The sequence below is a fragment of the Pantoea sp. PNT03 genome, from assembly GCF_014852515.1.
Classification (GTDB): Bacteria; Pseudomonadota; Gammaproteobacteria; order Enterobacterales; family Enterobacteriaceae; genus Pantoea; species Pantoea leporis.
This window is the reverse complement of sequence record NZ_JACVBT010000007.1, coordinates 23659-44106: the sequence shown is the minus strand read 5'-3', so window position 1 is coordinate 44106 and position 20448 is coordinate 23659. Positions and strand designations below refer to the sequence as shown.

Genomic DNA, 20448 nt, shown 5'->3' with positions numbered 1-20448 from the left:
CAACGTGCCCAACCGAGCAATGCGCAATACATTGCGCCGCTACAGATTCAGGGGGTGAAAAACTGCGATTCGCACTGGCGCGCGATCTCCCACAGCTTGTTGCGAATCACCTGTTTCAGCTGCAGCGTTGATTGCGACTGCGGCTGATCGCGGCGACTGATTAACATCACTTCAAACGGTAGCGGCTGCGCGACCGGCAACAACTTGAGCTGGTCGGCATAACGGCACGCGGTAAACAGATCGACAATCCCGACGCCGCCGCCCGCCAGCACCATATCGGCAATCACCGAATAGGTTTTAATCGACAGTGATACCGCCGGATTGAGCCCTTTATCGCGCAGCGCGCGGTGCAGCACCCGACCAAGCGGATCCTGATTCTGCATCATCAACAGGTTGTTGGCGCACAGCCACTCCAGCGTCACCGGCTCATGGTGGGTGTGATCGCGCGGCAGCAACGCCACCATCGACGACTGAAACAGCGGTTCCGCCAGTAAATCGGCATCCACCTGCTGACCAAACACCAGCGCGAAATCGAGCTGATTATCCATCAGCATGCGGCACAAGGTGCTGAAGTGCTCGGTGACCAGTTCCACGCTGACCGATGCCGCCTGTTGCCGCCAGTTCACCAACGCGGGCGCTAACACCATCTGACCAAACGCATGCGCAGCACCGACGCGCACCGTTTGCCCTTCGCCGCGCCGCAGTTGCTCGGTCAGTTGGGTAATCGCCTGTAAACGCTGATAGATATCTTCCACTTCAGGCAGCAAGCGCCGCCCTTCTGCCGTCACCACCATGCCCTGCGCGCGCCGCTCAAACAGCGCAAAACCGAGCTGCTGCTCGGCGTGATTAAGCACGCGGCTGACATTCGGCTGCGACACATTCAGCAAACGCGCCGCCGCACTGATGCTGCCGGTCTGCACAATCGCCTGAAAGACTTCAATATGCCGCAGCCGCATGATTATTCGCCCCAGGTGGCTTCAAGCACGCGCAGCCAGTTGCCGTGGCAAATCTTCTCCAGCAGCTCACGCGAATAGCCGCGCTGCGCCAGCGCCTGCACCAGTAGCGGGAATCCGGCCACGTCCTTCAGATCGCCCGGCATGGTGGCGCCATCGAGATCCGAACCAAAACCGACGCCCTCTTCCCCCACTTTTTCCAGCAGATACTCAACGTGACGCACGATGGCATCGACGCCGGTCGGCGCATGGCGATCGCCATCTTCACGCAGGAACGGCACGGCAAAATTGACGCCGACAAAGCCGTTGGTTTCGGCAATCGCCGCCAGCTGGCGATCGGTGAGATTACGCGACTGCGCGCTGAGCACATGCGCGTTGGAGTGGCTCGCCACCAGCGGCGCATCGCTGATTTCCGCGGTGTGCCAGAAGCCTTTCTCATCCATATGCGACAAGTCGACCATGATGCGGCGGCGATTACAGTCGCGCACCAGCTGCTTGCCTGCTGCCGTCAGGCCGTTGCCGATATCTGGCGACGAGGGATAGAGGAACGGTACGCCGTCGCCGAACTGATTCGGGCGGCTCCACAGCGGTCCCAGCGTGCGCAAGCCGCTGGCATACAGCATGTCGAGCAGCTCGCCGTGGGTATCCAGCGCTTCCGCACCTTCGACGTGCATCACCACCGCTAACACCTTGTTCGCCATGCAGTGACGAATCTCGCGCACGCTGCGGCAAATCTTCACCTGGCCATTCGAGGCCTGCTCAATGCGCAGCAGCAGCGCCAGCATGGAAAACGTCGCGTCGCGCGCTGAGTTGATAATTTCCTGAGGAAAATCTGCGAGGTCTGGCGCACTTCTTGCAATCAGAGGGTGGGACGGCACCCAGGTGGCGAAAATGCCACCTACCATATTTCCCTGACGGATACGCGGCAAGTCCATTTGGCCCGTTTTGGTGCCAGTAAAAAAGGCATTAACCGCGTCCGGCTGATGGTGCTGCCACAGCTTATTCAGCACATCGTTGTGGCCGTCAAAGACCGGAATATCGAGGGTAATCGAGTCAGACATGTTGTTCAGTTCCATGTTCGGGGGAAAGCGCAGCACTGCCAGCTAGCGGAGCAAATTGCACCATAAAAGGGCAAAACCACACGCGTGAAACAGAGGACGTAGAACCGGTATTAATCCTCCGGTGGGTGCCTAAAGTCAAGACAAAAAACAATCAAATAACGATTTTTTATTTTAATTATCAATAAGTTGGGAGTTTACATGGTTACCAGAAGACGTTTTCTTGCAGGATGCACTGCTGTACCTGTTGTTTCCTACCTCAGCCTGAATTCTTCCTTTGCCGCGACGCCGCCGACCATGCTGGTGATCGCGATGCAGCTCGATAACATCACCAGCCTCGATCCACACGAAAGCTTCGAAGCCACCGGCGGCCAGATCTGCGGCAACCTCTATCAACGTCTGGTCACGCCCGATCCCAAGCAAGCCGATAAAGTGATTGGTCAACTGGCGCAAAGCTGGGACGTCAGCAGCGATAACGGCACTTACACGTTCCATCTCGATCCGGCGGCCAAATTCGCCGATGGTTCGCCGCTTACCGCAGAAGACGTGGCGTTCTCGATTGAGCGTATCGTCAAGCTGGACAAGAGTCCGGCCTTTATTATCAACCAGTTCGGCTTTACCAAAGACAACGTGACGCAACTGGTCACCGCGAAAGATGCGCACACCGTGGAGATGAAACTCGGCGCGCCGGCGGCCGAAACCTTCCTGCTCTACTGCTTGTCCGCCACCGTCGGCAGCATCGTGTCGAAGAAAGCCTGTCTGGCGAACCAGCAGAACAATGACTTCGGTAACGGCTGGCTGAAACAGCACAGCGCCGGTTCCGGTGCCTTTACCCTGCGCACCTGGAATGCCAGCGAAACGGTGATCCTGGAGATTAGCCCGCAATATAAAGGCGCCAGCAAAACTAAACGCGTGATCCTCAAGCACATCGCCGACCCAGCCGCGCAGGCGCTGATGCTGAAAAAAGGCGATGTTGATGCCGCATATGACCTCACCACCGAACAGTTGCTGCAGGTGAAAAACGACAGCAGCGTGTCGCTGGTGAATCAGTCGCTGTCGGCCATCATGCTGATGTCGTGCAACACCAATAATCCGTATCTGAAAAAACCGCAGGTGTGGCAGGCGCTGAAGTGGACGCTGGATTACGACAGCATTCAGAAAAACATTCTGTCGATGAGCTTTGTTACCCATCAAAGCTTCCTGCCGAGCGGCTTCCCGGCGGCGCTAGACGATACGCCATTCCACAAAGATGTGGCGAAAGCCAAAGCGCTGCTGGCCGAAGCGGGATATCCGGACGGTTTCGAAATCACCCTCGATCACTACTCAATGCAACCGTATCCGGACATCGCGCAGGCGATTCAGACGCAATTGGGGGCGATTGGCATCAAAGTGTCCCTTATCGCCGCCGAAAACCGCCAGGTGCTGACCAAGATGCGTGCGCGTCAGCATCAGCTGGCATTGACGGTTTGGGGCGCCGATTACTTTGATCCCAACTCCAACACCGAAGCCTTCTGCGTTAACACCGACAACAGCGATAACGCGCGTGCGCGAACGCTGGCGTGGCGCTGCAGCTGGTCAGACGATGAATTTAACAAACTCACCGAGCAGGCGCTGCATGAGCCGGATCCGACGAAGCGCATCGCGCTCTATCAGCAGATTCAGCAGTTAGGCCGCGAGAAGAGCCCGTTTATTTTCATGATGCAAAAGACCAAAAACGTGGCCACCAGCAAAGCGCTGAGTGATGTCCACATGACCGTGCTGGAGCAGTGGCCGTATGCGCAGGTGAAAAAAGCCTGATGCCGTTACTGAAGAGAATCGTCAGCACCTTGGGAAGCCTGGTGCTGACGCTGTTTGGTCTGTCGGTGTTGACCTTTTTCATTGGCCGCGTCATGCCCACCGATCCGGTGCTGGCGGCGGTCGGTGATAACGCACCGCAATCGGTGGTTGAGCGCGTACGTGCGGAAATGGGGCTGGATCAGCCCCTTTACGTGCAGTTTGGTCACTACCTCAATCAACTGCTGCATGGCGATCTCGGTAAATCGATTCTCACCTCGAATCCGGTGATTACCGACATCGCCCGCTTCTTCCCCGCCACCATGGAACTGGCAACGGCGGCCATCATCATCGCGGCGCTGATCGGTATTCCGCTCGGCGTGTGGGCGGCGGTGCGTCAACGTTCGTGGGTCGACCAAACCATTCGCGTGATCTGTCTCGCCGGCCATTCGCTGCCGGTGTTCGTGCTGGCGCTGCTGAGCCTGCTGGTGTTCTACGCGGTGCTCGGCATTGCGCCCGGCCCCGGACGGCAGGACATCATCTGGCAGGATATGGTGCCGCAGGTCACCGGCTTTCTCACCATCGATTCGCTGCTGGCCGGGGAAACAGACGCCTTCTGGGATGCGCTGGCCCACATGGCGCAGCCGGTGCTGATTCTGGCCTACTTCAGCATGGCCTACATCACGCGTATGACGCGCACCTTTATGCTTAACGCGCTGAGCGGCGAGTTCGTGATCACCGCGCGCGCCAAAGGCTTGTCGTCACGGCGGGTGATTTGGCGGCATGCATTTCCCACCGTGGCGGTTCAGCTGGTAACGGTGCTGGCGCTGACCTACGCCGGATTGCTGGAGGGCGCGGTGGTGACGGAAAACGTCTTCGCCTGGCCTGGCATCGGCCAATATCTCACCACATCGCTGATGAACGCCGACATGAACCCGGTGATCGGCGCCACCTTGCTGGTCGGAACCGTGTATGTGCTGCTCAATCAGCTGGCTGACCTTCTCTATCGACTTTGGGACCCGCGCGTAAAATGATCTTCTTCTCACGAGAATGGCTGCTTGACGACACGCCAGCCAATCGTCGCCAGGCGGTGTGGGGCCGGCGTTATCGCTTGTGGCTCAGCCTGCGCAGTAATCCACTGGCGATGGCCGGACTGCTGGTGGTGGCGGTGATGCTGCTGCTGGCGCTGTTTGCGCCGTGGCTAACGCCGTTCGAACCCGGCATGCAGCATCTGGAAAACCGTCTTGCGGCCCCTTCCGCCGCGCACTGGCTCGGCACCGATGAGCTGGGCCGCGATGTCTGGACGCGCATTATCTACGGCGGCCGCACCACGCTCGGCATGGTGATCGCCGTGGTGCTGCTTACCGCGCCGCTCGGCCTGCTGATTGGCTGCATCGCCGGATATGCCGGAGGCTTTATCGATAAAGCGCTGATGCGTTTGACCGACATCTTCCTCGCCTTCCCACGTCTGATTCTGGCGCTGGCGTTTGTCGCCGCGCTGAAACCCGGCGTGGAGAGCGCGATTCTGGCGATTGCCCTGACGTCGTGGCCGCCATATGCGCGTCTGGCGCGGGCCGAAACCCTGCAGTTCCGCCACAGCGACTTTATCGCCGCCAGCCGTCTGACCGGCGCTTCGCCGCTGCGCATTATCCTGCGCCACATCATGCCGCTGTGCGTGCCGAGCCTGATTGTGCGCGTCACGCTGGACATGAGCTCCATCATCATCACCGCTGCCAGCCTCGGTTTTCTCGGCATGGGCGCGCAGCCGCCGTCACCGGAATGGGGCACGATGATCGCCACCGCGCGTCGTTTCCTGTTCAGCGAATGGTGGGTGCCATTGATGCCATGTATCGCGATTTTCCTGACGTCATTGGCGTTCAACTTTCTCGGCGACGGTCTGCGTGACGTGCTGGATCCTAAGGAGCGCTAAATGTTGGTGGAAATTGAGAACCTGCGCGTTGCCTTCCGCTCGCGCAGCGAAACCGTTGAAGCAGTGCGCGGCGTCAGTTTTAGCGTTGGCCACGAGAAGTTCGCCATTGTCGGCGAAAGCGGCTCAGGCAAGTCATTGACCGCGCGTAGCCTGATGCAGCTACTGCCGGGCAACGCGGAAGTCAGCGCCGATGTGCTGCGCTTTGACGGCATCGATCTGCGCGGAGCCAGCGAGAAAGTGCTGCGCAGAATTCGCGGCAAGCGCGTCGGTTTTATCCTGCAGGACCCGAAATATTCGCTCAATCCGGTGATGACCATCGGCCAGCAGATTGCCGAAGCCTGGCGCGAGCACAAAGGCGGCAGCCATAAAGCGGCGATGCAGGCGGCGATTGAGCTGCTGGAGCAGGTGAAGATTCGCGACCCTGAAGCCGTGGCGCAACGCTATCCGCATGAAGTCTCGGGCGGCATGGGTCAGCGCGTGATGATTGCCATGATGCTGGCACCCGATCCGGAACTGTTGATCGCCGATGAACCCACCAGCGCGCTGGATGCCACGGTGCAGGCGGAGATTCTGAAGCTGATCGACGAGCTGGTATCGGCGCGCGGCATGGGGCTGATCCTGATTAGCCACGATTTGCCGCTGGTGTCGCACTTCTGCGATCGCGTGGCGGTGATGTACGCCGGCCGCATCGTTGAGCTGCTCGATGCCGGGCAGTTGCAGCAGGCGCAGCATCCCTATACGCGCGGTTTGCTGGCGTGTTTGCCGTCGTTGCGCCATCCGCGCGAACGTTTACCCGTATTGCAGCGCGATGCCGCGTGGCGAGAATAATTTATGATTCAAATCGATAACCTGCGCATCAACTTCGGTGCGCACACGGCGGTAAAAGACGTCAGTTTCTCGGTCGGTAACGGCGAAAGCTTTGGCCTGGTCGGTGAAAGCGGCTCGGGCAAATCCACCATCCTGCGCGCGCTCGCCGGACTGAATGCCGACTGGCAAGGCAGCATGCTGTTTGGTGGCATGCAGCTCAGCGCCAAACGCAGCCGCGCCTTCTATCGTCAGGTGCAGATGGTATTTCAGGATCCGTTTGGTTCGCTGCACCCGCGCCAGACCATCGATCGCATCCTGCACGAACCGCTGCTGGTGCATCAGCTCGATCGCGCCGAACAGCGCATCAGCCAGGCGTTAAGCGAAGTGGGGTTGCCCGCGTCGGTGCGTTTCCGCTATCCGCATCAGCTGTCGGGCGGCCAGCGTCAGCGCGTGGCGATTGCGCGCGCGCTGATCGCCGAACCGGAAGTGCTGCTGCTGGATGAGCCGACCTCGGCGCTGGATGTGTCGGTGCAGGCCGAAATCCTCAATTTACTCAGCGATCTCCGCAGCGAGCGCAAACTCACCTACATTATGGTGACGCATAACCTCGCGGTGGTAACGCATCTGTGTCAGCGCATTGGCGTGATGCAGAATGGCGAGATGGTGGAACAGCTGAGCGCCGACGATCTGCGCGCGCGGCGCATCCAGCATCCACATACCGCCCAACTTTTCGATCTCAGCATGACGCTGGAGGAACCGGCATGACCGCTTACTGGCAACGCGCCGCGGATGTCGCACAACAGATCACTGAAAGCTGGCAACAGCCAGGCGCGCCGGGCGGTGCGATGATCCTGTTTGATGCGCAGCAGATTCACTCAACGCACTGCGCCGGATTGGCTGATTTGGCGCAGCAAACGCCGTTTAGCGCCGACAGCGTGGTGCGTTTCGCCTCCATCACCAAACATCTGTTTGCCGCGCTGGTGACCGGACCGGGACGCCGCTATCTCAAGCTCGACGATCCGCTGGTGCAGCATCTGCCGCAGCTGCGCGGCGCCAACGGCCAGATCACTGTCGGCCAGGCGCTGGATATGAGCAGCGGTTTGCAGGACGTGCGCGAAACCTTATCGCTGCTGGGATTGTCGGTGTACAACGCCACCCGCGCCGACGACCTGCTGGATTTTGTCGCGCGCGAAGGCGATCTCAACTACGCGCCCGGCAGCGAAATCTCCTACACCAACACCGGCTATCGGCTGGTTGAAGAGGCGCTGAAAGCCAAAGGCGTGTTATTTAATGACCTGCTGCAGCAGTACATCTGTGATCCGCTGGACATCAACCTGATTGCGCCGGAAAGCTGGTTCGATATTGTGCCCGGTTTAGTGCCCGGCTACTGGCAAAACGGCGCGCAGTGGCAGCTCTCCAGCGCCGGTTTGCATCTCTCGGCATCGGGCAGCGTCACTGGCAGCCTGAATCATCTGACGCGCTGGCTGCAAAGCCTGCTGGCCGATAGCGGACCAGGCGCGGGCGTGCTGCAGCGCCTGAGCGCGCCGCGCAATCTCAACGATGGCCGCACCAGCGGGTACGGTTTGGGCATCACCAGCTCGACGCTTGGCAGCCAGACGCTGTTCGGTCACGGCGGTTCGCATGCCGGTTATAAGAGCTATTTCCTGCTGCATCCGGAGCTGAAAATCGGCGTGGCGCTGGTCGCCAACCGCGAAGATGTCACCACGTCGGAAAGCGTGCTGCGCGTGATGGCGGCGCTGCTCAATCGCGCGTTACCGGAGAAAGGACACGATTTAACGCCCGGACTTTACGTGGCGGAAGACGCCGCCGACTGGCTGGAAATCAAAGGCGTGACCGCCACCTGGCTCGGCGCAGGCGAAACCTTGTGGCGTGACGATGTGCACGGCACGGCGGTGTCGCTCTCCAGCACTTTCCCGATGCAACTACGCCATGCTGGCGCGGCGATTGTGGGAGAGATTGGTCATGCCGCCCGACGTTTTGTGCCGGTGCAGGCCGATCAGGCCAGCCTCGATCATCTGCAGGGCCGCTGGTTCGCGCCGCAGTGGCGCAGCGAGTTGGTGATTGAGGGCGACAGCTTAATCATGGGCATCGGCCCGGCAGCGATTCGTGCGCGTTTGCAGTCGCTGGGCAACGATCGCCTATTAGCTACCGCGCAGGATGGACCGTGGGAGAAGCGCTTCGCGATTGCGCGCGAAGGCGACACGCTGCGGCTGCTGTTGAACCGCAGCCGCGTGGTGCGCTTTTTACAGACAGCACGCCCTAAATAATTCGAGTTGCAGCAAGGCGGCAAGTGGGTGAATCCCCAGGAGCTTACATCAGTAAGTGACTGGGGTGAGCACACGTAGCCAACGCAGCGGCGGCTCGAAGTATGACGGGCGCTAAGCCACGTAATGATGTAAACGACCGATTTTCTCGATTTCGACTTCAATCTCATCGCCGGGGAACATAAACAGCGGTGGCGTGCGTTTTTTACCGACGCCGCCCGGTGAACCGGTGATGATCACATCGCCTGGCGACAGCGGGCTGAACGCGGAGATGTACTCAATGATCTTCGCCACCGGATGCACCATGCTGGCGGTGGTGTCGTTCTGCACTTCGCGCTGATTGAGCCAGGTTTTGATCGCCAGCTGCTGCGGATCGGGGATCTCGTCAGCGGTGGTCATCCACGGTCCGAAACCGCCGGTCTGCTGCCAGTTTTTCCCGGCGGTGAACCAGGTAAACTGCATGTCGCGCACCGTGGCATCCATAAAGCAGCTGTAGCCCGCAACGTGCTGCAGCGCATCGGCGGCTTTCACCTGATAGGCCGCTTGGCCGATGATCACCGCCAGCTCACCTTCGTAATCAAATTCCTGCGTGGTAGCGGGTTTCAGCAGCGGCTGCTGGTGCGCCGCCAGCGAATCCGCGAAACGCACAAACAGCGTCGGCGCTTCAAGGGTCTCGGCAAACTCTTTGCGTTTGTCGGCGTAGTTCATGCCAACGCAGAACACTTTGCCAGGATTTTCCACCACTGGCAGGAAGCGAATGGCGCTAAACGGGTGATCAATCGGCTGTGACACATAGGCGTCGAGATCGCTTAACGCGCCGCGTTGCAGCAAGGATTTCAGGTCCGGGCAGTCAGCGCCAAGACGCAAGCCGATATCAATCACGCCCTCTTGCTGCACAATACCGTAACTTTTTCTTTTCTGTTCAATAAGATAAAAACTGCAGAGCTGCATGACTGCCTCGTTGTTATATATAAATTGCGCGCAGGTTAGCAAAATTCAGCAGGAAATGCGGACCGACCTGATGAAAATCACGACTGCGTGGTCGCCAGATAGGAGAAGGCGCTCAGCAGGCTAATCAACGTGTTCATGTCATCGGCGCGATAGCCAACGGTGACCGCGTCAATGCGCGTCACGCCGGGGATCAGGCTGAACAGATCCGCCAGCACCGGTTTGCTGGCTTGCAGCTGCATCTCATAGGGCGCGCTCAGCCGCGTGGTGCTGACCTGGCGTTTGCGTTGCACGGCGGCCGTCGCTGCAGCGCGAATGGCATTTTGCGCTGCCTGCGGGCTAATGGATTCGGCGCAGGTGTGCGAGATGGCGCGTTTCACACAGACGTAATCCACCGAAGGATAATGCTCGGCAATCCAGCCTTTAAGCTGGTCGTCGCCGCTCACCAGCCACAGCGGCGTGCCCTGTTCAGCCGCGGCTGCAGCGTAAATGTCGCTTTCGCCCATCACCTTGCCGTTGATGTGAATGCGCCAGAACGCACGGCCGTTAATGGTGTGCGCCAGCACACCCGGTTCACCCGCCGCGCTGTGATAGCCGATAAAGAACAGGCCATCAAACGGCTGCTGCTCAATGCCTTCTACCATCGATAAGCCGCGCGGTTTGCCCTGCACCATGCGCGCGCGGGGATCGATATTTTCCGCACGCAGGTTGGTCATCTGCGCGTGGCTGTCGGCCACCACCACTTCCGTTGCGCCGCCAGTAAAGGCGCCATCGATTGCGGCGTTAACTTCCTGTTCCATCAGTCCACGCGCCAGTTGGTATTCGGCGTGGCCGGGTGAACACTGTTCCGGCCGCATCACGCCGGCGATGCCTTCGATATCGGCTGAGATAAAGATTTTCATCAAATTAATTTATCCAATACTTCCGTTAACGACGGCCGATGATGGCCACGAAAACCGGTGACAGATTCGGCGCTGAGTAAGGCATCCAGCACCGCGTGTTCGGTGGCATCGGCGGCGGCGGCGAGCAGCGCTTCCAGCGTGGACTCTTCTGGCGGTTGCGGCTGCGGCTGGGTGGAAAACGCCAGTGCGATATCGCCCGAACCGTGGCCCCAATAACTGCCTAGTCGTCCCAAACCGGCACCGGCGCGTTTGGCGACGCGCTTCAGCTGACGTGCATCAAGCGGCGCATCGGTCGCCATAATAATGATGATGGAACCGGCATCGCGCTGCGGCGTCAGTTCCGGCAGCAGCGGCGCGATCATTTCACCCAAGCGTACGCCATCCAGCGTCAGCGCGGTTAACGCGCCAAAGTTCGCCAGCACCAGCACGCCCAGCGTGGCGTTGAGCGACGGAATACTGCGCGATGCCGTGCCAATGCCGCCTTTCAAACTGAAACAGCTCATGCCGCGCCCGGCACCGACGCTGCCGCGCTCGAAATCTGCCGTGGCGTCATAGAGTGCTTGCTGCGCCATCGCTTCGGTGATCGCCAGCGCCTGAATATCGTTAAGCCAGCCGTCATTGCACTCCAGCGCCAGCGGATTGACCGTGGGCAAGCTGCGGCCCAACTCGCGGTTGCGGCTGATGGCATCGCGCACCAGCGTGGTAAACAGCGTGCCAACCGCCAGCGTGTTGCTCAGTAGAATCGGCGTTTGCAGCACGCCTAACTCTTCAACCTGCACCAGGCCAACCGGCTTGGCGAAACCGTTAAACACCGCCGCCGCACAAGGCAGCGGCTGGATAAACAGATTGTCGCCCGGCGGCACAATCGCGGTAACGCCGGTTTGTCGCTCGCCGTCGGCTAGCGTGTAGTGACCGACACGCACGCCGGGCACATCGCTGATGCGGTTGGTTGGCCCGCTGGCGCTGCGCGGTTGTCCCAGCTGGCGCTCGCTGCGCCAGCGTTGCAGCAGCAGGTCGCGCTGCAGTTGTTGAAAGTCCATGCTTAGCTCTTCAGTTTGGGATCGAGCGTGTCGCGCAGCGCATCACCCAGCAGGTTAAACGCCAGCACGGTAATAAATATCGCCAGACCCGGAAACACGCTGACGTGCCACAAGCCCGCCATCATCATGCTGCGGCTCATCGCCAGAATATTGCCCCACTCCGGCACATCGGGTTCCGGGCCGAGGCCGATAAAACTCAGCCCGGCGGCGGTCAGAATACTGGTGCCGATACGCATAGTGAAATAGACAATCACGTTTGACAGCGTGCCCGGCAGAATATGGCGCAGCAGAATCACGCGATCCGGCGCACCGGCGCAGCGCACCGCTTCAACATAAGCTGCCTGTTTCAGCGACAGCGTAGAAGCACGCACGATACGGGCAAATACCGGCACGCTGAAGATGGCCACCGCAATGATGACGTTGTTGAGTCCCGGACCGAGAATCGCTACCACCGCAATCGCCAGCAGCATGCCGGGAAAGGCGAACAGCACGTCGGAGCCACGCATAATCAACATATCGATCCAGCGTCCGTAATAGCCCGCCAGCAGGCCCAGCAGCACGCCGACCACCATGCCGAGCGTTACCGACAGCACGCCAACGTACAGTGAGATACGCGCGCCGAAAATGATGCGGCTGAACAGATCGCGGCCGAGTTCGTCGGTGCCCATCCAGTGCGTGCTGGACGGCGGCGATGACAGCGCCATCCAGTCCGGCGCCATCGGATCCCATGGCGCCAGCCAGGGTGCGAAAATAGCCACCAGCACCAGCAGCAGCACAAAGCCACCGGAGACCAGCGCCAGCGGATTACGCACCAGCGCGTGCAGGAAATCGCGCCACGGCGAACGGATCGCCTCCTGCGCGTGGGCAGGCAGAGATTGCAGACTCATCAGGGCTCCTGTCGCAGGCGAATTGCTGGGTTGACCACGGCATACAGCAGATCGACCAGCAGGTTAATGACGATAAATTCAAACACGAACAGCATGACTAATGCCTGGATCACCGGCTGATCCTGCGCCTTGATCGACTCGATCAACAGCCAGCCCAATCCCGGCCAGTTGAACACGCTTTCGACCACGATCGATCCGCCGAGTAAGAAACCGAATTGCAAACCGAGCATGGTGATCACCGGGATCAACGCATTGCGCATCACGTGTTTCCACGTTACCAGCCGATTGCGCAGCCCTTTGGCTTTGGCGGTACGCACGTAATCTTCCTGCGCCACTTCAAGAAACGCCGAACGGGTGAAGCGCGCCATCACCGCTGCCACCGAGGAACCGAGCGTGATCGCCGGTAATACGATGTCGCTGGGCTGGTTAAAGCCGCTGACGGAGAACAGGCCAAACGGCATGGCGACGAACTGGATCAGCAGCAGACCGAGCCAGAAAGTGGGCATGGAGATGCCGCCGACGGCGACGCTCATTAAGGTCCAGTCCTGCCATTTACCGCGTTTCAGTGCGGCAAATACGCCGAGGAATAAGCCCAGAATCACCGACCAGGCAAACCCGGCCAGCGCCAGCCACAGCGTCGGCATAAAGCCCTGTTTGATCACGTCCAGCACCGGCTGTTGGGTGCGATAAGTGACGCCCAGATCGCCACGCAGCAGGCCGCCGATCCAGTTGATATATTGCTGCGGCAGCGGATCGTTAAGTCCGAGATGCTGACGCGCTGCTTCCACCGCGGCCAAAGGCGCATCCGGCCCGGCGTAGATACGCGCCGGATCGCCAGGCAGCAGTTTGATGAAGCCGAAGACCAGCAGCGAGACCACCAGCAATACGGGGATCATCTCCAGCAGTCGGCGAATGATGTATGCGAACATGCGGTTCCTTTATTTTTTGGGATGGTGCTGGCTGCCCCCAGATCGTGCTGGCTGTCTCCAGATCGTGCTGGCTGCCCCCCATCCCGGCCTTCCCCCGCTTGCGGGGGAAGGAGATGCTGCCACATGCAGCTTTATCACTAACATGTGGCAGCATCTTCCTCCCCCATTTATGGGGGAGGACCGAGGAGGGGGACAGCGAGCACATTCGTGGGGGACAGCAAGCACATTCGTAGGGGGACAGCGAGCACCCAACCCCACCCAACCTTTACTTAAACGTCGCCTGATTAAACAGGAAGTTACCATCCGGCAGCATCGACACACCGCTCAGCGTGCTGCGTTTGCCGACCAGGTTGTCTGGCGTGCCGAGGAACGCTACCGGTGCCTCTTTCCACAACACTTTCTGCGCTTCGGCGTAGGCTTCACCACGCTTGGCCGGATCGGCGGTGGCTAAGCCACCGGCAATCGCTTTGTCGGCTTCGGCGTTGCTGAAGTACGAAACGTTATACGAGGTCGGCACCCAGGATTCGGTGGCGTAGAGTGGACGCAAGGCCCAATCGGCATCACCGGTTGAGGTCGACCAGCCGCCGTAATAGAGATCAAATTCCGCCTGTTTCGGGTCCTTCACGCCCCACAGTTTGGCGTTGCGCGTGCCGGAATCCATCGGCGTGACCGTGGCGCGAATGCCCACCGTTGCCAGCTGCGCTTTCAACACCTGCGCGGCACGCACGCTGGCGGTGGCGTTGGTGACCCACAGTTTAAGATCGAGGCCATTCGGATAACCGGCGGCCTTCAGCAGCGCTTTGGCTTCATCTGGCGCATAGCGGTAGTTCGGCGTAGCTTGTTTCTGGTAGAACTGCACGCCTTCCGGAATCGCTGAACTGGCCGGTTTACCCATACCGGCAAACGCCACTTTCAGCCACAGATCGCGGTCGATGGCGTAGTTGATCGCCTGCCGCACGCGCACATCATTCAGCGGTTTGTGCTGAGTGTTAATCGCCATGTAATAGAGATAAATGCTTGGATCGCGCTGCACCGCCAGTTTGCTGTCGCTCTGCACGGTGGCGATCAGATCGGATGGCAGCGGCCAGATCGCATCCACCTGGCCCGACTTCAGCGCCGCAACGCGCGTGGCATCTTCCGGGCTGGGCGAGAAGATCACGTTATCCACTTTCGGCCAGCCTTTTTGCCAGTAGCCGTCGTATTTCGCCAGCGTCACCGCTTTGCCCGGCTGCCACGTTACAAACTTGAACGGGCCGGTGCCGACCGGATGCAGACGCAGCTGCGCTTCTTCCGGATACTGCTTGAGAATCGCCGGGCTCCACATCACCGCCGACGGATGCGCCAGCGTGTTAATGAAGGCACCAAACGATTGGTTCAGATCGATTTTCACCTGATCCGGCGCCAGCACCGTTACCTTAGCAATCATCTTGTAAAGGCTGTTGCGCTTGAGGCCTTTGCTCTGGTCGGCAAGGCGATCGAGGTTGGCTTTCACCGCTGCGGCATCGAATGGCGTGCCGTCCTGGAAGGTCACGTCTTTACGCAGCGTCAGGGTAAATTCGGTGGCGCTGTCGTTGCTGGTGTAGCTGGTGGCGAGCCACGGCTGCAGCTTCATCTTTGCATCGAACTGGAACAGACGCTCGAAGATGCCGCTCTGCACCGAGTAGCTGACGTTATCGGAGGTATCGTGCGGATCGAGGCCGGTGATGTCGGCATACATCGAAATGCGCAGATCCTGCGCCTGAGCGGCGGCGGCCAGCGAGAGGGTCAATCCCAGCGCAAGCGCAGTACGGCGAAAAATCGGGTTCATGAAATCTCCTGGTATTGAGGGTTAACGCGAAACAAAATCAGCGACCCAGTGTTGCGGAGCAACCTGGCGATAACGCGGTTTAATGACCGTTTCTCCCACCTTGCGTAGCGGCGAAGGAATTTCGCCCTCTTCGAAAGTGCGGGGTTGCCGGTTCTGGGGATTGGCCACCGGCACCGAGGCCAGCAGACGTTGGGTATAAGGATGTTGTGGCTGGTTGAACACCGATTGGCGCGGGCCCAGCTCAACAATCTGGCCGAGATACATCACCGCCACGCGGTTAGCGATACGTTCCACCACCGCCATGTCGTGCGAGATAAAAATCCACGCCACGCCGGTTTGCTGTTGCAGATCCATCATCAGGTTCACCACCTGCGCCTGAATTGAGACGTCCAGCGCCGAGACGGCTTCGTCGGCGATGATCACTTTGGGTTTCAACGCCATGGCGCGCGCAATCGCAATACGCTGGCGCTGGCCGCCGGAAAATTCGTGCGGATAGCGCCGCGCATGTTCCGGCAATAAGCCCACGCTTTTCAGCAACGCATCAACCTGCGGCGACGCTTCTTCCAGCGATTTCACCCTGCCGTGCAGCAGCAGCGGTTCGGCAATGGTGAAGCCGACAGTGAGACGTGGATTGAGCGAGGCGTAAGGATCCTGAAACACCATCTGGATTTCACGGCGCAGCGGCTGGAACTGCGCTTCTTTCAGGTTGGCGATTTCATTGCCCTGGAAATGGATGCTGTCGGCGTCGCTGTTAATCAGCCGCATCAGCGCCCGGCCGGTGGTGGATTTGCCGCAGCCGCTTTCGCCGACAATCGCCAGGGTTTCGCCCGGCCACAGGCTGAAGTCGATCTGCTCCACCGCGTGCACCTGATGGGTGAGCGCCGAGAAAATCCCGCTGCGAATCGGGTAGTACACTTTCAGGCCACGCACATCCAGCAGCGGCGTTTCGTCATAGCGCGCGGTGCGCTGCTCGCCGTTATCGCTGGCATTGCTGCCCAACAGCGGAAAACGCTGCGGCCATGCGTGTTCGCGCATATCGCCGAGCTTCGGCACCGCCGCCAGTAACGCTTTGGTGTAAGGATGCTGCGGCGCGTTGAAGATTTCAGTTACCGTGCCCTGTTCAACCACTTCGCCGCGCAGCATTACCACCACGCGATCGGCGATTTCTGCCACCACGCCCATGTCGTGAGTAATGAACAGCACCGCCATCTGCTTCTCGCGTTGCAGGTCGCGCAGGATATGCAGAATGCGCGCCTGCACCGTGACATCCAGCGCGGTGGTCGGCTCATCGGCGATCAGCAGTTGCGGATCGCAGGCCAGCGCCTGCGCAATCATCACGCGCTGGCGCATGCCGCCCGACAGCGAATGCGGATAGCTTTTCATTACGCGATCCACATCGGCGATGCGTACCTGGCGCAGTAATTCACGTGCGCGCGCGTCGGCCTGACTTTTGTCGCAAATCTGATGGTCACGCAGCGCTTCGGTCAGCTGATCGCCGACGCGCAGCACCGGATTGAGCGAGGTCATCGGCTCCTGAAATATCATCGCCATTTCGCGGCCACGCAAAGCACGGCGCTGGGTTTCATTCAGCGTGGCAAGCTGATGCGCGTGGCCCTGACGATCGCGGAACTGCATGCTGCCGCGATCGATACGCCCGGATGCGGCTAGCAAGCCCATCACCGCCAGCGAGGTGACCGATTTACCCGAGCCACTTTCGCCCACCACGGCGACAATTTCGCCCTGATGAATGTTAAAACTGATGCCCTTCAACGCCTGATTTTCGCCGCTACGGCCGCGAAAACTGACGCTGAGATCCTGAATCGCGAGCACCGGTTCTGAACCGGCAACGCTGGCGGCGTTGGGTGTAAGTAAAGTGTCCGTCATCGTTGCTCCGCGTGCGGGTTACAGCCAGATTTGGCCTTGAGCGTAAGAAAGGAAGGGCGAGCTATCGGCGGCCAGCCAAATGGGGCCATCGAGATCGACATGTTCAGCGGCAATCGCCACCGGCAGCGCCGCTTCCATCGCCAGTGAAGAACCGAGCATGCAGCCGACCATCAACCGCATATCGTGCTTCTGCGCCTCCTCCACCATCGCCAGCGCTTCGGTCAAACCGCCGCACTTATCCAGCTTGATGTTGATCATCTCGTAGCGATTGCGCAGCGGCGCGATGTCCTCGCGGGTGTGGCAGCTCTCGTCGGCACACACCGGAATCGGGTGCGTGAAGCGCTGCAACGCCTGATCCTGACCCGCCGGCAGCGGCTGCTCGACCATCGCGATGTTAAAACTCGCCAGCGCGTTGAACAGGCTGGGCAAATCCACGCCCGACCAGGCTTCATTGGCATCAATGATTAAGGTGGCGCGCGGCGCGGCCTGACGAATCGCGGCGACTTTCTCCAGAATGTCGTCGCGATTAAGTTTGATTTTCAGCAGGATGGCGCCGCGTGATACCGCATCGGCAGCGGCGGCGGCCATGTTTTCGATGGAGTCGAGGCTGAGAGTTTCGGCGGTGATCACCGATGGCGGCTGACGACGCTCGCACTGTTGCCACAGCGTGTGCTTCGCCAGCGCGGCATCGAGACGCCACAGCGCACAGTCCAGCGCATTACGCGCTGAACCCGCTGATAAACGGCTTTGCAGATCGAGGCGGCTCAGGCCCGCTTCCATGGCAGCGCGCAGCGCTTCCAGTTCGGCGTTGACGCTTTCTGGCGTTTCATCGTAGCGCGGCGTTGGCGTACATTCGCCGCGGCCAATAAAGCCGTTCTGCTCCAGCGTTACGCGAATCACCGTGACTGCGGTGCGCGTACCGCGTGAGATGGCGAAAGGACGCGCCAGCGGCAGCTCCAGCACTTCAATCTGCATGCGCCGCATGTTAGCCACGCTCCTGCAGCAGCGCGGCGATATCCGCAATGCCAAAACGCACCGGATCGGTGGCAGGCACGCCGAATTCGGCGCTGATCTCTGCACAATAGGCGCGCGCTTCGTCTTCGCTGTAGTTCGAGGTGTTGATGGCGAAACCGGCCAGCTGAACCGCGTCGCTGGTGACGTGCGCTGCGCGCAGGTTGGCTTCAACGCAATCTTTCAGGCTGACCATTGGCTGATGCGGCAGATGACGCATATGCGGACGCCCCATTTCATGGCACATCACCAGCCAGTGCGGCTGCGCACCGTGGATCAGGCCCATGCTGACGCCAGCGTAGGAAGGATGGAACAGCGAACCCTGACCTTCAACGATATCCCAGTGATCGGCGTCATTGGCTGGCGACAGCGCTTCGACCGCGCCGGCGATGAAGTCGGCAATCACTGCATCAATCGCGATACCTTCGCCCGCGACCAAAATACCGGTCTGGCCGGTGGCGCGGAAATCGGCTTGCATGCCGCGTTCACGCATCGCGGCTTCCAGCGCCAGCGAGGTGTACATCTTGCCTACCGAGCAATCGGTGCCGACAGTAAGTACACGCTTACCTGTGCGCTTTTTACCGCTGCCGACCTCCAGTTTTGGGCGCATGTGGCGCAGGTCGAACAGTTCAACGCCGAACTCTTTGGCCAACGCCACCAGCTCCGGCTCATCCACCAGACGATGGTGCAAACCGCTGGCCACGTTCATCCCGGCAGAGAGGGCGCTTTTTACCGTGTCGAGCCAATGCGTGGGCAAGTAACCGCCAGCATTGGCGGTGCCGAGCACCAGCGTTTTGGCACCGCGCGCTTTGGCAGCGGCGATGTCGAGGACGTCGAGGCCAAGCGTGACGGTGCAGCCCGGCAGTTTGATTTCGCCAACGCACTGCTCTGGACGCCAGACGTGAATGCCGCGTGCGGTTTTAGCGGCCAGTGGATCGGTAACGTCGCCGAGGAAGAGTAAATAAGGTTGTGGGATCAGCATGATGTTTCTCGTTTCAGACGGTTTATAGGGCCTGAATTGACTATTTCACGCAGAAGATGGGGTGACGAATGCTTGTTTAGTAGCGGGGTATAACGTGCGGCTATAGCCAGATCGAAATCTAATGGCTGAGGAGTTTTATCAGCGAGTTAGGGGAAAAATGGGGAGATTAGCGGCTGGATAGATAAGAAAATCGTTGATAACCACAGGTCGATCCCTGACCGCGATTATCGAGGGTATTTGACGGAATGCTTAGTTTAAAGCACCCGGCGGTACGTGTTTGAAAGTCTCGACATAAGAACGGAACACGTAGCGGAAAAAGCGTTTCATAAAGCACCTGGTTCAAAAATTGTTGAAGAAATACGCAAAAAGTATAGCCGCTGAGCGTTTTTACCGCAATTATTTTTGAAGTAGATCACAGAATTGGGGGTTGGTGCGGGTGTTAAGAAGAGGTCGCCATGAATGGCACAACGACAACGTGGTTAGTTAAACCAGCCTAAATGCTCGCTTAAAATGGTGCAGCCAATGCTGATCAGCACTACTCCGCCCAACACTTCCGCCCATTTGCCCATCACCGGGCCGATAAAGCGTCCAACCAATACGCCGGTGGTTGCCATGATAGTGGTCGCCGCGCCGATGGTGACGGCGGTCATGATGATATTCACCTGCAGGAACGCCAGGCCAACACCGACGGCCAGCGCATCAAGACTGGTGGCGACGGCGGTTAACGCCAGCACCATAAAACCATGACGCTGCGGCGCTTCGCACGGCTCGTCAGCGGTTTGACGAAAACCTTCCATCATCATACGGCCGCCCAGCACGGTTAACAGCACGAATGCCACCCAATGATCCCACGCCATGATGTAGCGGCTGGCCGCGAGGCCAATTGCCCAGCCAATCAGCGGCGTCAACATTTCGATAACGCCGAAAATCAGGCCGGTTCGCAGTGCCTCTTTGAAACCTGGGCGATGCAGCGACGCGCCTTTGCCCAGTGCTGCGGCGAAAGCGTCCATCGACATGCCAAAGGCCAAAATCAGGGTTGCGATAAATGTCATGGGTTTTCAATCAATGTCGCGGAACCGGCGCTAAAGCCGCTACTTCTCCGCATTTATTGTTCAGTAATGAAAAAGTGCGCGCAGTCTAACACGCAAAAACGGCAAAAAAAAGACAGTAAAATCAGGGATTTAAGTATAGCAAAGGCTATAACTCTTAACTTCCGCTATTTTTTACGCTAAGTGAATGGAATAGAAGAAAT

At 59.4% G+C, this 20448-nt stretch carries 18 protein-coding genes; 6 read left to right on the top strand and 12 right to left on the bottom strand.

Annotation, left to right across the window (positions count from 1 at the left end; translation table 11 throughout):
* Positions 1-47: 47 nt before the first annotated feature.
* A complete protein-coding gene (locus IB226_RS21235) occupies positions 48-956 on the bottom strand; it encodes a LysR family transcriptional regulator (protein ID WP_192236921.1) in 909 nt (302 codons plus the stop codon).
* Positions 957-958: 2 nt separating this feature from the next.
* Positions 959-2014, bottom strand: a complete 1056-nt coding sequence (locus IB226_RS21230) for a dipeptidase (RefSeq protein WP_101762792.1) — start codon at positions 2012-2014, stop codon at positions 959-961.
* Between the two features lie 198 nt (positions 2015-2212).
* Between IB226_RS21230 and IB226_RS21225 the strand changes: the two genes are divergently transcribed.
* The 6 genes from IB226_RS21225 to IB226_RS21200 are packed head-to-tail and all read left to right on the top strand — an operon-like array spanning position 2213 to position 8809.
* Positions 2213-3808 (top strand): ABC transporter substrate-binding protein, encoded by a 1596-nt coding sequence (locus tag IB226_RS21225; protein ID WP_192236920.1) that lies wholly within the window; start codon positions 2213-2215, stop codon positions 3806-3808.
* Positions 3808-4818 carry an ABC transporter permease gene (locus IB226_RS21220; protein ID WP_008106687.1) on the top strand — a complete coding sequence of 337 codons (1011 nt, stop codon included), beginning with the start codon at positions 3808-3810 and terminating at the stop codon, positions 4816-4818. Before IB226_RS21225 ends, IB226_RS21220 begins: the two co-directional genes overlap by 1 nt.
* Positions 4815-5714: an ABC transporter permease gene (locus IB226_RS21215; RefSeq protein WP_061719814.1), complete on the top strand. Its 900-nt coding sequence runs from the start codon at positions 4815-4817 to the stop codon at positions 5712-5714. The genes IB226_RS21220 and IB226_RS21215 overlap by 4 nt, the downstream gene beginning before the upstream one ends.
* Positions 5715-6542 (top strand): ABC transporter ATP-binding protein, encoded by an 828-nt coding sequence (locus IB226_RS21210; RefSeq protein WP_192236919.1) that lies wholly within the window; start codon positions 5715-5717, stop codon positions 6540-6542.
* 3 nt (positions 6543-6545) lie between these two features.
* Positions 6546-7286, top strand: coding sequence for an ABC transporter ATP-binding protein (locus IB226_RS21205; RefSeq protein WP_110867700.1), 741 nt, complete (start codon positions 6546-6548; stop codon positions 7284-7286).
* The gene (locus tag IB226_RS21200; protein ID WP_192236918.1) at positions 7283-8809 is read left to right on the top strand and encodes a serine hydrolase; all 1527 of its coding nucleotides are present in this window, start codon (positions 7283-7285) and stop codon (positions 8807-8809) included. The genes IB226_RS21205 and IB226_RS21200 overlap by 4 nt, the downstream gene beginning before the upstream one ends.
* A 111-nt stretch (positions 8810-8920) precedes the next feature.
* Here the strand turns inward: IB226_RS21200 and IB226_RS21195 are convergent, their stop codons facing one another.
* The 10 genes from IB226_RS21195 to mntP form a co-directional block, all read right to left on the bottom strand.
* Positions 8921-9757, bottom strand: a complete 837-nt coding sequence (locus IB226_RS21195; RefSeq protein WP_192236917.1) for a fumarylacetoacetate hydrolase family protein — start codon at positions 9755-9757, stop codon at positions 8921-8923.
* A 77-nt stretch (positions 9758-9834) separates the two neighbouring features.
* The gene (locus IB226_RS21190) at positions 9835-10656 is read right to left on the bottom strand and encodes a M55 family metallopeptidase (protein ID WP_110867703.1); all 822 of its coding nucleotides are present in this window, start codon (positions 10654-10656) and stop codon (positions 9835-9837) included.
* Complete coding sequence (locus IB226_RS21185; protein ID WP_192236916.1) at positions 10656-11696, bottom strand: P1 family peptidase; 1041 nt, start codon at positions 11694-11696, stop codon at positions 10656-10658. Before IB226_RS21185 ends, IB226_RS21190 begins: the two co-directional genes overlap by 1 nt.
* Positions 11697-11698: 2 nt before the next feature.
* The gene (locus IB226_RS21180; protein ID WP_007891891.1) at positions 11699-12583 is read right to left on the bottom strand and encodes an ABC transporter permease subunit; all 885 of its coding nucleotides are present in this window, start codon (positions 12581-12583) and stop codon (positions 11699-11701) included.
* The gene (locus tag IB226_RS21175) at positions 12583-13512 is read right to left on the bottom strand and encodes an ABC transporter permease (protein WP_008106670.1); all 930 of its coding nucleotides are present in this window, start codon (positions 13510-13512) and stop codon (positions 12583-12585) included. The genes IB226_RS21180 and IB226_RS21175 overlap by 1 nt, the downstream gene beginning before the upstream one ends.
* Before the next feature lie 265 nt (positions 13513-13777).
* Positions 13778-15319 (bottom strand): glutathione ABC transporter substrate-binding protein, encoded by a 1542-nt coding sequence (locus IB226_RS21170; RefSeq protein WP_192236915.1) that lies wholly within the window; start codon positions 15317-15319, stop codon positions 13778-13780.
* Positions 15320-15340: 21 nt separating this feature from the next.
* A complete protein-coding gene (locus IB226_RS21165) occupies positions 15341-17203 on the bottom strand; it encodes an ABC transporter ATP-binding protein (protein WP_192236914.1) in 1863 nt (620 codons plus the stop codon).
* 18 nt (positions 17204-17221) lie between these two features.
* On the bottom strand, positions 17222-18187 hold the full coding sequence (gene dgcA, locus IB226_RS21160; RefSeq protein WP_192236913.1) for an N-acetyl-D-Glu racemase DgcA: 966 nt from the start codon (positions 18185-18187) through the stop codon (positions 17222-17224).
* A 1-nt stretch (position 18188) separates the two neighbouring features.
* Positions 18189-19196, bottom strand: a complete 1008-nt coding sequence (dgcN, locus tag IB226_RS21155; RefSeq protein WP_192236912.1) for an N-acetyltransferase DgcN — start codon at positions 19194-19196, stop codon at positions 18189-18191.
* Between the two features lie 479 nt (positions 19197-19675).
* Positions 19676-20248, bottom strand: coding sequence for a manganese efflux pump MntP (gene mntP, locus IB226_RS21150; RefSeq protein ID WP_101762773.1), 573 nt, complete (start codon positions 20246-20248; stop codon positions 19676-19678).
* Positions 20249-20448: the final 200 nt, after the last annotated feature.

What these genes read in the sequence shown, in the direction of transcription:
- IB226_RS21235 (WP_192236921.1), bottom strand. Translation starts at nt 956, where the DNA reads ATGCGGCTGCGGCATATTGAAGTCTTTCAGGCGATTGTGCAGACCGGC.
- IB226_RS21230 (WP_101762792.1), bottom strand. Translation starts at nt 2,014, where the DNA reads ATGTCTGACTCGATTACCCTCGATATTCCGGTCTTTGACGGCCACAAC.
- IB226_RS21225 (WP_192236920.1), top strand. Translation starts at nt 2,213, where the DNA reads ATGGTTACCAGAAGACGTTTTCTTGCAGGATGCACTGCTGTACCTGTT.
- IB226_RS21220 (WP_008106687.1), top strand. Translation starts at nt 3,808, where the DNA reads ATGCCGTTACTGAAGAGAATCGTCAGCACCTTGGGAAGCCTGGTGCTG.
- IB226_RS21215 (WP_061719814.1), top strand. Translation starts at nt 4,815, where the DNA reads ATGATCTTCTTCTCACGAGAATGGCTGCTTGACGACACGCCAGCCAAT.
- IB226_RS21210 (WP_192236919.1), top strand. Translation starts at nt 5,715, where the DNA reads ATGTTGGTGGAAATTGAGAACCTGCGCGTTGCCTTCCGCTCGCGCAGC.
- IB226_RS21205 (WP_110867700.1), top strand. Translation starts at nt 6,546, where the DNA reads ATGATTCAAATCGATAACCTGCGCATCAACTTCGGTGCGCACACGGCG.
- IB226_RS21200 (WP_192236918.1), top strand. Translation starts at nt 7,283, where the DNA reads ATGACCGCTTACTGGCAACGCGCCGCGGATGTCGCACAACAGATCACT.
- IB226_RS21195 (WP_192236917.1), bottom strand. Translation starts at nt 9,757, where the DNA reads ATGCAGCTCTGCAGTTTTTATCTTATTGAACAGAAAAGAAAAAGTTAC.
- IB226_RS21190 (WP_110867703.1), bottom strand. Translation starts at nt 10,656, where the DNA reads ATGAAAATCTTTATCTCAGCCGATATCGAAGGCATCGCCGGCGTGATG.
- IB226_RS21185 (WP_192236916.1), bottom strand. Translation starts at nt 11,696, where the DNA reads ATGGACTTTCAACAACTGCAGCGCGACCTGCTGCTGCAACGCTGGCGC.
- IB226_RS21180 (WP_007891891.1), bottom strand. Translation starts at nt 12,583, where the DNA reads ATGAGTCTGCAATCTCTGCCTGCCCACGCGCAGGAGGCGATCCGTTCG.
- IB226_RS21175 (WP_008106670.1), bottom strand. Translation starts at nt 13,512, where the DNA reads ATGTTCGCATACATCATTCGCCGACTGCTGGAGATGATCCCCGTATTG.
- IB226_RS21170 (WP_192236915.1), bottom strand. Translation starts at nt 15,319, where the DNA reads ATGAACCCGATTTTTCGCCGTACTGCGCTTGCGCTGGGATTGACCCTC.
- IB226_RS21165 (WP_192236914.1), bottom strand. Translation starts at nt 17,203, where the DNA reads ATGACGGACACTTTACTTACACCCAACGCCGCCAGCGTTGCCGGTTCA.
- dgcA (WP_192236913.1), bottom strand. Translation starts at nt 18,187, where the DNA reads ATGCGGCGCATGCAGATTGAAGTGCTGGAGCTGCCGCTGGCGCGTCCT.
- dgcN (WP_192236912.1), bottom strand. Translation starts at nt 19,196, where the DNA reads ATGCTGATCCCACAACCTTATTTACTCTTCCTCGGCGACGTTACCGAT.
- mntP (WP_101762773.1), bottom strand. Translation starts at nt 20,248, where the DNA reads ATGACATTTATCGCAACCCTGATTTTGGCCTTTGGCATGTCGATGGAC.